General features: G+C 55.3%; 11 protein-coding genes. 4 read left to right on the top strand and 7 right to left on the bottom strand.

Annotated features, from left to right (window positions below; all coding sequences use genetic code 11):
* The coding region (locus Q8Q07_06830) for a hypothetical protein (protein MDP3879999.1) at nt 1–181 on the top strand (181 nt) is incomplete at its 5' end.
* Between the two features lie 53 nt (nt 182–234).
* Here Q8Q07_06830 and Q8Q07_06825 read toward each other — a convergent pair.
* From Q8Q07_06825 to corA, 6 genes are all read right to left on the bottom strand, one after another.
* Nucleotides 235–468, bottom strand: coding sequence for a hypothetical protein (locus Q8Q07_06825; protein ID MDP3879998.1), 234 nt, complete (start codon nt 466–468; stop codon nt 235–237).
* A 253-nt stretch (nt 469–721) separates the two neighbouring features.
* Nucleotides 722–2,023, bottom strand: a complete 1,302-nt coding sequence (locus tag Q8Q07_06820; protein MDP3879997.1) for an MFS transporter — start codon at nt 2,021–2,023, stop codon at nt 722–724.
* Nucleotides 2,024–2,165: 142 nt separating this feature from the next.
* Entirely contained in the window at nt 2,166–3,527 is a 1,362-nt protein-coding gene (locus tag Q8Q07_06815; GenBank protein MDP3879996.1) for a dihydrolipoyl dehydrogenase, read from the bottom strand.
* A 102-nt stretch (nt 3,528–3,629) separates the two neighbouring features.
* Nucleotides 3,630–5,567 (bottom strand): FAD-dependent oxidoreductase, encoded by a 1,938-nt coding sequence (locus Q8Q07_06810; GenBank protein ID MDP3879995.1) that lies wholly within the window; start codon nt 5,565–5,567, stop codon nt 3,630–3,632.
* Nucleotides 5,568–5,844: 277 nt separating this feature from the next.
* A complete protein-coding gene (locus tag Q8Q07_06805) occupies nt 5,845–6,747 on the bottom strand; it encodes an NAD(P)-dependent oxidoreductase (GenBank protein ID MDP3879994.1) in 903 nt (300 codons plus the stop codon).
* A gap of 48 nt (nt 6,748–6,795) precedes the next feature.
* Nucleotides 6,796–7,893 carry a magnesium/cobalt transporter CorA gene (corA, locus tag Q8Q07_06800; protein MDP3879993.1) on the bottom strand — a complete coding sequence of 366 codons (1,098 nt, stop codon included), beginning with the start codon at nt 7,891–7,893 and terminating at the stop codon, nt 6,796–6,798.
* A 252-nt stretch (nt 7,894–8,145) separates the two neighbouring features.
* Here corA and Q8Q07_06795 point away from each other — a divergent pair, with 252 nt between their 5' ends.
* A complete protein-coding gene (locus Q8Q07_06795; GenBank protein MDP3879992.1) occupies nt 8,146–8,862 on the top strand; it encodes an amino acid racemase in 717 nt (238 codons plus the stop codon).
* Between the two features lie 13 nt (nt 8,863–8,875).
* On the opposite strand, the gene Q8Q07_06790 is transcribed toward Q8Q07_06795, so the two are convergent.
* Nucleotides 8,876–9,574, bottom strand: a complete 699-nt coding sequence (locus tag Q8Q07_06790) for an isochorismatase family protein (protein ID MDP3879991.1) — start codon at nt 9,572–9,574, stop codon at nt 8,876–8,878.
* Nucleotides 9,575–9,944: 370 nt separating this feature from the next.
* Between Q8Q07_06790 and Q8Q07_06785 the strand changes: the two genes are divergently transcribed.
* Together Q8Q07_06785 and Q8Q07_06780 are read left to right on the top strand one after the other, a co-directional pair.
* Nucleotides 9,945–10,763, top strand: coding sequence for a hypothetical protein (locus Q8Q07_06785; protein ID MDP3879990.1), 819 nt, complete (start codon nt 9,945–9,947; stop codon nt 10,761–10,763).
* A 33-nt stretch (nt 10,764–10,796) separates the two neighbouring features.
* A complete protein-coding gene (locus tag Q8Q07_06780) occupies nt 10,797–11,471 on the top strand; it encodes an aspartate/glutamate racemase family protein (GenBank protein ID MDP3879989.1) in 675 nt (224 codons plus the stop codon).
* The last annotated feature ends 54 nt before the right edge of the window (nt 11,472–11,525 follow it).

The raw sequence follows: 11,525 nt of genomic DNA, 5'->3' as shown, positions 1-11,525 counted from the left end.
AGCTACTACATCATCGGCAATACGGGCGCTGGCTTCTTTTAAGTTTGGGATTGACATTGTACCTCCCGGCTCTGGAATAATGCTTTATCTTACACCGACCCTTGCCAGGGCTGTCAAAATAAAGCTACTGGATTACAGTGGAGAACCCTTGAGGATATCCGTCCGGTCTTTCCTTACCTAACCGCAGGGGTTCCCGTCCAATATGGTTCTGAGGAGCCTTCCGGCTTCCGACGCTCACTGAAATGTCACCTCCGTCAGCCAGATATCATACTCGTTATTTCTGGTTTTTGCGCTGAAGACGATGTTTCTGCCATCCGGGCTCCAGTATGGATAATACTCGGAACCTCCTTCACCGGTAAGCCGGGTAAGATGCTCTTCACCCGGGCTCGTCCCGCAGCCGGAAGCCGTGATAGCAATTAATGTCAGCAAGGTAAAGATACCGAGCCAAACGGGTCTTCTATTTCTCATATTCGCCTCCTTTTCCACAAACCGTTCCGATGCCGTCATGAATCCTGGTAAGAGCCGGGCAACGAAGGCGGCGATGTAATGATGTTGCTTATTATAGCGAAGGTTGGCCAAAATGTCATTCTGAGGGAGTAAAACGACCGAAGAATCTGGGCGGGAGGGTTCTTGAGGAAATTTCAGCTTTCCCCAACCGAGACCCTTCGCTCAGGATGACAATTACTTGTTTTCGGGCAGTCTCATATTATCTCTCTGGCTTTTAAGGTTCGTTTCTGGTTTCACCGGGCGTGAAAAGGGCGGGTTTACTCGGTTTCATCCACAGGACAAAGGGAATGGCGGCGGCGGTGAGAATAGCGTAAGCCAGCCAGATGGGGCGATAAGTACCCCAGACGTCAAAGACCCAGCCGGCAAGGACGGGAGCGATGATGCCGGATAGAGTCCACCCTATTGCCTGTAGTCCTCCGATGGTGGCGAAGTGTTTCAGCCCGAAGTAGTCCGCCCGTATCGCGGGCCATATTGGTATTTGGGAGGCGTAGCCGGGACCGTAGAGCATTATGAAGGGAATGAGCATCCAGGGGCTGCTTACCCCGGCAAAAACCAGGACACCCAGGAACTGGATGACAGCCCCGATGGCCAGCAGGTGTCTCTTATCGTAGGTATCTCCTATCCAGCCGAAACCGAGCCTGCCGATGAGGCTGAAACCGGTGAAGCCCAGAATAGTCCATCCCGCGAGATTGCGGGATATGCCGACACTGGTCAGATAGGGCATTTCCAGTACCATGATCGCACTCTGGGCGAACCCGGTGAGAATACCGAAGACGCCGAGCAACCAGAAGGCCCTTGTTCTTACCGCCTGACCGGCACTGAGTCCCGTCTGCGAGTATTGTTCTGAATCTTCGGGCATTTTACCGATGATGCCGGAGATGTCCTTGTCTCTAGCGGGAAAAGCGTCCCGGACTTCACCGTCAGGCAGATAGCCGTATGGTTCAGGGCGGTGCCGGATTACCAGGCTGGCGGGAATACCTACCACCAGTATCGTAATTCCGGAAATAATTAGCGCTCCCCGCCACTGGTATTGCTCGATGAGCCAGACCAGCACCGGGCCGACAATGCCGGAGAAGGCATATCCGGCTGATATGATGCCCATGACCCAGGTCCTCCTTCTGGAGAACCAGTTGGCGGCGGCTACGTACTGTCCCATGCCAACGCTGCAGCTGGTGCCGATGGACAGCAGGAGAAAAGTGGCGTAGAAAAATAGCAATGAATCGGTGCGGCTCAGCATCAGAAAGCCCAGACCGGAAACCACCGTCCCGAAGGTGATAATCTTCCTCGCCCCGAATTTGTCGATAAGGAAGCCAACCAGAGGCCACATCAGACCAAACTCGATACTGCGCAGGGAAAAAGCGAAGGAGACCTGGGCGGCGCTCCAGCCGAACTCTTCGGCTATCGGATTAAAAAATGCGGTAAAACCGTAAAAGGTAATACCGCCGCAGACGAGAAACATGATGAAGGAGGCGGCTACTATCCACCAACCGTAGAAGATTCTGGGTCGGTTTTTCATTTTTTAATCAATCGCTGACTAAACCAATTGAGATAATCAAAGATTGCCCGGAAGTCGAGTACTCCTTCCGGGTCTGACACTCGTAATCGGTTAGTCAGGTAACATCAGAACATATGCTTTCCTGTTTCCCGTCCCGGAGCTTTCAAAGGTTATTGAGCGTAAACGGTATCAGTTCTGAGAGGGCGGGATGGATGTGGATGCCCTGGTCAATCTCAGAGATGTGCCCGCCGGAGGTCATCGCGTTGACCACCTCTTGAATAAGTACCGGAGCCTGCGGTCCGATGATGTGAAAGCCCAGTATACGCTCGGTTTCTTTATCCAGGATAACCTTGGCATAACCATCTTTCTCTACCATGGCTTTCCCCCTGGCGGTATCAAAGTACGGCGTCCTGCCCACAATAATATCATAGTCTTTCCCGGCATTCTCTTCACCGAGACCGACCGAGGCAATTTGCGGGTGGGAGTATACGGCGTGGGGCACAACGGTATAGTCCACCTTCAGGTCAGCGCCGTAAAATACGTTTTGCACCACAATAGAAACCTCCCGGTTAGCCATGTGGGTGAACATCTGCTGCCCGTTGGCATCTCCCACCGCGTAGATATTCTTCATGCTCGTCTCCAGGTATTCATTGACCTTGATAAAGCCCCGGTTGTCCAGCTCGATTCCGCTTTTCTCCACTTTGAGGAGGTCGGCATTGGAGCTTCTGCCCACGGCCATCATAATCTGCTGCGCGGAGAACTCCCTCTTTTTTCCGCTCTTCTTATCGACCGTAATCACCGTTATCCCGCTGGCTGTTGACTTTACTTCTTCAGCCTGGGTACCGGTATGGACGGCCATGCGCTTGCCCAGAGCCTTTTTCAGGACTTCGGCGATTTCCGGTTCCTCGGAGAGCACCAGCCGGCTGGCCATTTCCAGGATGGTCACTTTCGTGCCCATGGCGGCAAAGAAGTGCCCGTACTCAACGGCGATATAGCCGCCGCCGATAATGATTAGACTGTCCGGCTTCTCTTTCAGTTCCAGTACGGATTCGTTGGTAAGGTAGTCGACACTGTCCAGGCCTTTTATCGGGGGTATGAAGGGTCGTGAACCGGAGGCGATGAAGATTCGCTTTCCTTTTAGTTGCTCTCCGTTGACCTCGATAGTATGGTCGGCGACAAAGTGCCCCGCGCCTTCAAAGAAGTCAAGGTTTTTGACCTGTATAATACCTTCCCTGATGTGGTGCTGGCTCTCATGCCGACTCTGCCTCATGCGTTCCATTATGGAGCGAAAGTCAATGCTCTTAATATCGGCGGTAATGCCCAGCTTTTGGCTCTCCTGTATTTCCACTATCCGGTCAGCCGGGTATATCAGCATTTTGGAAGGGATGCAGCCGAGGTTGAGGCAGGTGCCGCCGATTAATGGGCCTTTATCTATCATGGCAACCTTCAGCTCTTCCGATGCTGCCACATTAGCGATAGAAGCTCCAGACCCGGAACCGACGACGATAACATCATAATCTTTCATCAAATCCCTCCTCGCGGTAACGGCGGTTTCAATTCAGCCGGTTGATACTGGTAGCAGACCGGCATCAGTCCATCGGCTGTTCCTCTTTATGTTACTTCGGTTCTACAGTAATAGCCCGGTACGGTAGCCCTCACTGACGGCATCCACAATACGGCGTGGTTGAGAGGAATCACCGATACAATGCACTTCAGGCACTTTACCTGTTATTTCGGTCAGTAAATCATTATTTGACTGAGAGCCGACCGCCACTATCACGGTATCAGCCTTGATGGTCTCCCGCTTCCCTTCACCGGTAGTGAAAGTTACCCCGTCTCCGGTTATTGCCTGCGTGTTGGCTCCGGTCAGCATTGTAACCCGCTTACCGCGCAGCCCGTCGATGAGGCGGCGCCTTACCATCGGGGGCACATCGGCGGCGATGCGGGGAAGGATTTCAATGATGGTCACCGTCTTGCCCTTCTCAGCCAGGTAGTGCCCGGTTTCACAGCCGACCATCCCGCCGCCGATGATGACAACATCCTGTGCCGCGCTTGCTTTTCCGGAGAGGACGTCCTGGGCGGTGACGACATTGGTCCCGTCGACGCCGGGAATGTCGGGGATGATGGGGGTAGCCCCGGTAGCCACAATGACCGCGTCCGGTCTTATTTCAGCTACAAGCCCGGGGGTGGCGGCGGTGTTCAGCCTGATGTCCGCACCGGCTTGCTGTACCTGTCTCACCTGGTAGCTGACCCAGGGGATAATATCGCCCTTGTAGGGCGGCAGGGCGGCGATGTTGAGCAGGCCTCCCAGCCGGGACTCTTTCTCGAACAGGGTGACCCGGTGCCCTCTCAGCGCGGCTACCCGGGCGGCTTCTATCCCGGCCGGGCCGCCGCCAACCACCACCACGGTCTTCACCTTTTTGGCCGGTTCAATCCGGTACTCGCGCTCTCTACCCATGGCGGCATTGATGGTACAGCTTACTCCCTGACCGCGGGGGCGCGGACGGTCGATGCACTCCATGCAGCCGATGCAGGGGTCAATCTCATCCATACTGCCTTCAGCAGCTTTGCGGGGCAAAGCGGGGTCAGCCATCAGCCGTCGGCCAATGGCAATGAGGTCAGCTTTGCCTTCTTCCAGAATCCGCTCTCCGATTTCAAGGTCAAGTCTACCGACAGCGATGACCGGAACACTGGTGACCTTCTTGACTTCCTCGGCCAGCGGTACCAGAAAACCTTCGGTATCGGCGATGGGGGCTTTAGTGACATAAGATCCGGCGGCATAGGCGGATACGTGCACCGCCTGAGCGCCCGCCTTTACCGTCAGCGGTACTACCTGCCGTGTCTCTTCGATAGTGACGCCGTTCTCCACGCCGTATTCCTGGCCGTTGATGCGGGTCCATACCGGGTAGTCCGGGCCCACCGCCTGTTTAATCGCTTGGATAATCTCGATGAGAAAGCGGGCCTTGTTTTCGACGCTGCCTCCGTATTCGTCCTGGCGCTGGTTGGTGGCGGAAGAGAGGAAGGAAGCGATGAGGTACTGGTGAGCGCCGTGTATCTCTACTCCGTCAAAACCGGCCTGCTTTGCCCGTACTGACGCCGTGGCAAACCACTGCACCCTCTCCCTGATTTCACCGGTGGTCAGTTCGTGAGGTATTTTCCCGTATACGCCCATAATCCGGGCCGGGACTGTTACCGGAGATGGACCTACCTGTACCGGCTCGCCATTCCATGTTTCTCTACTTGAGTGGTGCAGCTGCACGGCGGCTTTAGCCCCGTGCCGGTGAATGGTATCCGCCAGTTTCCGCCAGCCATCGAGGTAGCGGTCGTCACCCAGTGACGGCTGGTGCGGGCTGTGGCATTGCGTATCAGGGGCAGTGCCTTCAACAATAATCAGCCCGGCGCCCCCCTGTGCCCGTGCCTCGTAGTAGTCAATGAGTCGCTGGCTAACCTGTCCGTCCTCGGCGGCGTAGTTGGTGCCCATCGGGGGCAGGACAATGCGGTTCTTCAGGGTCATCCGCCCTATCCGGAATGGCTCAAATAGTTTCTTAAAACTGGTCGCATTCATTACTAACCCCTCCCTCCTGGCTAATTGCTGCCTGACTGTGAAGCGTAGCTACGGGCTATCTTCCAACGGCAGTCGTGTTTGCTAATAATATAGCAGAAGTCCGCTTCACCATGAAAGTTTATTTTCGGAGGTTCTGTTTGTATTTGGTTGTTTTAATTTGTCATTGCGAGCGTAGCGAAGCAATCCGTTCCCGACGCTGCGGATTGCTTCGGGCTTCGCCCTCGCAATGACACCGTCAGCCAAAACCGAATAATACCCTTTCGGCTGTTACAGGAGCTTAACTCTTCCGGCTTCTCACCTTGACGCCACCCCAGTCCTCAATTACTTTGACAACGGCGGTGTGGCATTCTTCGCCGTATCCCTGACTGACGGCATGGTTATAAATCTGCTGGACTTCCGCGCCGACAAACATGGGAATGTTCAGTTCGCGACCCAGGTCAAGCGCGATTCCTAGGTCTTTGTTCATCAGGTTGATGCTGAAGCCGGAGTTGAAGGCGTCATTGAGGACAAAGGTGGGAAATTTGAACTGAGTGGACCAGCTCCGGCCGCTGCTGGCGTTGATGACCTCGATGACCTTGTCCGGAGATAGCCCCAATCTGGTGGCGGTGACCAGCACCTCCGAGGTGATGACCATGCTGCAGGCTGAGCAGAGGTTGTTCAGCGCCTTCACCGCATGCCCGGTGCCTGTTTCCCCGATGTAGTAAATGTTTTTGCCCATGGTTTCGAAGATGGGGTGGCATTCATTGTAGTCCTGTTCATTGCCGCCGACCAGGATGGACAAGGTGCCCTCGCGGGCGCCTCTGGTACCCCCGCTGACGGGGGCGTCCAGCATCCTGATACCCTTTGCCGCCAGCCGTTGGGAAATCATCCGGGTGCTGGAGGGGTAGGAGCTGCTCATATCGATGACAATGGAACCAGACTCAGCCCCCTCAACCAACCCATCCGCGCCGAGCACCACTGCCTCCACTTCAGCCGAACCGGGCAGCATGGTGATTATCACCGGGCTGCGGCGGGCAACTTCGCGAGGTGAGGAGGCTGACTCCGCCCCTGATTTTACCAGGTCTTCCATCGTCTTCTCACTGATGTCATAGACAACCAGTGAGTAACCCGCCTCAAGCAGGTTCTGCGCCATCGGGGTGCCCATGTTGCCCAGTCCAATAAAGCCGATTACAGGTTTCATTTTTCCTCTCATCTATCAGAGTTGCCGGTAATATTCGGGGCTGATAGTCTACTCTTCATGTGCCGCAGTCTGTTTTTCTTGAGGTATCCTCTTCCGGAACCCCATGTAGCCGACAAGCTTTTCACGGTCGACGGTAAAAAGTTTTACCCTGGTGAGCCTCGGACGTCCCCACTTTATCCAGCCGTGGTGCCGGAACTGCCACAGCATGACGATAATGGCGAAGCCGATGAAGCCCAGTACTGCATAATACCCCCAGGGCGTTTTCAACTCCGGCATGTTCTCGAAGTTCATGCCATAAATACCCACTACCAGCGTCAGGGGCAGGAAAATGGCGGCGACTATGGAGAGCACCTTCATTACTTCATTCTGGCGGTTGGCTATTGAGGATAAGTACGTGGACAGGGCGTTGTCGGTCATATCCCGTACCGTCTGGTTGAGGTCTTCAATACGTACGATGTGGTCATAAACATCCCGGTAAAAGAACCTGGCGTCATCCCGGATAACCCGGAAGTCACCCCGGCTCATGCGGTTCAATACCTCGCGTTGCGGAGCCATGACTCGGTGGATGTGCACTGTCGAGCGTTTGAGCTTGAGGATATCTTCCAATGTGGACTGCTGCGGCTCCCGTATTATTTCCTCTTCAATTTCCTGGGCGATTTCGGTTATCCTGTCAATGGTAGGCATGACGTTGTCAATCAGGGCGTCAATCAGGGCGTGTGCCAGGAAGTCAGCCCCCTTCCTCATCGGGCGTCCATCGCTTTCCACCGAGCTTCTGACAGCTTCAACACTGTACATTGGGAAATTGTGGTTGCTGACCACGAAATTGGAACCGATGAAGATTGCCAGTTCCGCAGTTTCCACTACCTCCGATTCCACGGCGTGATTGATGCCGTGGACGATGACGAAGAGGTACGCCCCGAAGTCATCCACCTTGGGCGGGTGAATCTTGGTGCTCAGGCAGTCCTCAACCGCCAGGGGATGAAATTTGAATATCTGTTGCAGGAACTCGCCGTCCCCGGTGGTGGTGCCGTCAATATCAATCCAGAGCAGGCCCTGTCCGGATTCCAGTCCGCTCTGGACCTGTTCATTGGGGAGACCGCGGCGCAGTTCACCATCGGCAGTCAGATAGTATGCTTGACAGGACATAATGCACCTCCTTCATCAGGTGAAGTTTATGTCATGGGTTATCTTTTTTCAAGGATGGATATGCTATAGAGTGGCAGGACGAGGCGCTCTGGTTTTCAAAAGCACAAATCGCTGGTTTCCTGGACTCTCCTCCCCACAACGTTTGTCAAATCAGGCTCTACCCCCGTTTGTCATTCCGGCGGTAGCCGGAATGACAGGGGATAAACAGCCCTGCTATAATTGACCCGTTGAATATTTGAAGCGGTGTTTATTATGAGTAAACGGGACAAGATTGTCGGTATTCTGGGCGGTATGGGGCCTGAGTCCACTGCCGAGCTATTCCTGAGGATAATCAAAGCCACGCCGGTAAAGAGAGAGCAGGAGCACCTCAGAATTATCATCGATAACAACCCCGGAATACCTGACCGTACCCGGGCGATACTGAATAAAGGTCAGAGTCCCCTTGAGGAGATGGTCAGCACTGCCCTCAACCTGGAGCGGGCCGGGGCTGAGCTAATCGCTATCCCCTGCAACACCGCCCACTACTGGCTGGATGACCTTCGCCAGAGGGTGTCTGTACCTGTGATTGATATGATTTCAGAGACGTCGGATTATGTCTCTACCCGTTTTTCCGTGATTAAGAAGGTGGGACTGCTGGCAACAAGCGGTACCGTAGAGGCAGAACTATACCAGGGCAGGTTAAAGCCGAGAGTAGTTCTGCTGCCCGATAGTGAGTCCCAGGCAGCCCTGATGGATGTCATTTACGGGGAGGGCGGCATCAAGCTGGGCTTTACGGAAGGGGTGGCACAGGAGAGGGCGTTGAGCATCGCGCAAGCACTGGTGGGTGGCGGCACCCAGGCGCTTATCCTCGGCTGTACCGAGATTTCCCTGGTTCTTGCCGGTGAGGACATCGGCGTGCCCCTGATAGACCCCCTTCAGGTGCTGGCGGAGGCGGTTGTCCGGGAAGCCCGGCATACCGGGAAGATATAACGAGGATTTCCGGTTACTTCTTCAGGAACCGTTTCAGGTACTCGATAACTTCCGCCACCGGCTCCACGTCAACCACCTTCCAGTCGAGGTTGAGCAGCATGTACCAGCCCATGATAGGGTCGCGGTCAGCTACCGCTTCTGCGGGGATGATGCCATGAAAGCCGAGCTGGGCGGCATCATAGGCGGTAGCCATGACGCAGAAGCTGATGCTGCAGCCGGTGATAATCAGCGTATCGCACTTGTTGGAAATCAGCATCCTCAGCAGCACGGAGTCGCTCAGACAGGTGCCGTGCTCCTTGGTGAAGATGAGCTCGTCCGGCTGGCGCTCAAGTCGATGGTCGATTTCCAGCCACGGGCTACCGGCGACCAGTTGTTTGGCGAGGTGAGGCCTCTTGCGGTTGTGGACTTCGGTAATTCCCTTGAGGCTGGGGTCGTAGACACCTTCCAGGCTGAAGAAAATGGGTATTTTGGGCTCGGTACGGCGGGCGACATCGAGGAGGCTTTTAATATGGGCGATGGTATCGGTCATATCGGCGCCCATCGGCGATTCCGGGTCCGTCCAGGCTCTGGCCATGTCAATGACCAGGATTGCCGGGCGTTCCCCGTAGCCGACGCGTCCCGGCATCGGCAGGTGCCTCGTTTTCGCCAGTTCCAGGTAGTCCGGCGGCAGGTGTTCCTCGACCCAGGTCCTTTTCCGTGTTTGTTCAGTCATACCGACCTCCCATATTCTAGTCTTATTCGGTTTTAGTTGGCGGTGTCATTGCGAGACCATTCCCGAAGGGAAGGCGAAGCAATCCGTGTGGGGAAGGGCACCCAGCCCCCTCTCAGATTGCCACGTCGTCCCGATTGCATCGGGACTCCTCGCAATGACAAATAAAATCAACCAAAAGCAAACAGAACCATATTCCGGATAGTTAACTGACCCGTATTTTAGCATGGCGCGGGCGGTTTACCAAGTTTTCTGTAGTGGGTGCCCCTCTTGAAACACTCTGCTTTTGGTCTTTTCCGTTTGACACATCACCGGTGCCGTTATAAACTGGTGCCAAACTGAGATTGGTTTAGCTGTCAGTGCGAGAGGACTGATGGAAGCGATACGCTTATTGAAAAGAAGGCCCTGGGGAATCATCGGAGCGGCGATTTTGCTGACGGTGATAGTGATTGCCGCCCTGGCTCCCGCCATCGCTCCTTTTTTCTGGAACGAGATTAGTATAGACGCTCGCTTGCAGCCGCCCGGCGGAGGCCATCTGTTGGGGACTGATAACCTGGGCAGGGATATTTTTAGTCGGGTTGTCTACGGCTCCCGCCCTTATGTGGTCGCTGGGCTGATTGCCACCGGTACATCGGCTGTGCCCGGAGTTGTCCTGGGGTTCCTCTCCGCCAGAATTGGAAGGAAAACCGACTCCATTATCAGGGGGATAATATTTGTGCCCGCGGCCCTGATGCTGCTGCTGGTGCTGTTCAATTTGGTATCCGTCTTCGTCCGGGTCTTCGCCCCACCCCCTTTGCTGTTTCCGGTGAGGTATCCCGAGTCAATCACGGTCATTGTCGGCTTGCTGCTCTCTCTGGTATTGTTGCCGTGCTTCCACGCCGCGGCGCATAAAGCTTTTTCAAGGCAGGCTTCCGGGCGCGGCCTGGCTTCGCTGTTCCCTCTGATACTGGTCAGCCTGGGAGTGGCGGTGGGGATGGCGGTTCCGATGATAAGCCGAATGAGCTACTATGGGCTTGGAGTCCCCCCGCCGCTGCCGGAATGGGGGAACATGATTAGCGGCAGCGGGCGGACTTATATGCTGGAGGCTCCGTGGATGGCCATAATCCCCACTATTGCCATCGCCGTGACCTGTCTGGGGCTGGTCATTTTCGGGCTGGCGCTGCGCGAAGTCTGGTTTCCCCGCTTACACTGACCTCTTAAGATGAAGTATGATGGCGGTCGTATTATGAGAATACTGATTATCAACCCCAATACTTCCACGGGAATGTGGAAAACAATAGACGGCACGGCGAAAAGGTACGCTCTGCCGGACACGGAGATAACCACCGTAAATACCGCCGATGGCCCGGAGTTTATCGCCAATGCCGCTGATATCGCGGTACAGGCGCCTAAAGTGTTGCACCTGGTGAAGCAGAACCTGGCGGAATTCGACTACTTTATTATCGCCTGCGGCTATGACCCGGGGCTGGAAGCCTGCCGGACGGTGACCGGAAACGTCATCGGAATCGGGGAAGCAGCCATTCTCACCGCCTGTACCGTTGCCCGGCGTTTTTCCTTCCTGAACTCGACGGAGCAGTCGGCTGCGATGGTGCCGGACAGGTTGCGTTCGCTCGGTATTGATGCCAGCCGCCTGGCTTCGGCGCGGGCGGTGGGCAACAGCGCCGAGATTGTGGACAAGAGAAACGAGATGTTCGAGGTCTACGTTGAGACCGGGCAAAGATGTATCGATGAGGATGGCGCCGGAGCACTCATCTTTAGCTGTGCCGGGATGAGCGACATCAAGGAACGCCTTGAGCAGCGCCTGAAGGTGCCGGTGATTGCCGGGGTCATCAGCGCCCTGAGAATCGCCGAGCAGTTTTCGGGAGTAATAGACCGGCCGGCAGGCAATAAAAAGGGGTAGAAATATGGAAGACCTGGTTATCCGTAACGGGCTGGTGGTAACGCCTCAGGGTAT

The sequence above is a fragment of the Dehalococcoidales bacterium genome, assembly GCA_030698765.1.
Taxonomy (GTDB): Bacteria; Chloroflexota; Dehalococcoidia; order Dehalococcoidales; family UBA2162; genus JAUYMF01.
This window is presented reverse-complemented; position numbering and strand designations above follow the sequence as displayed.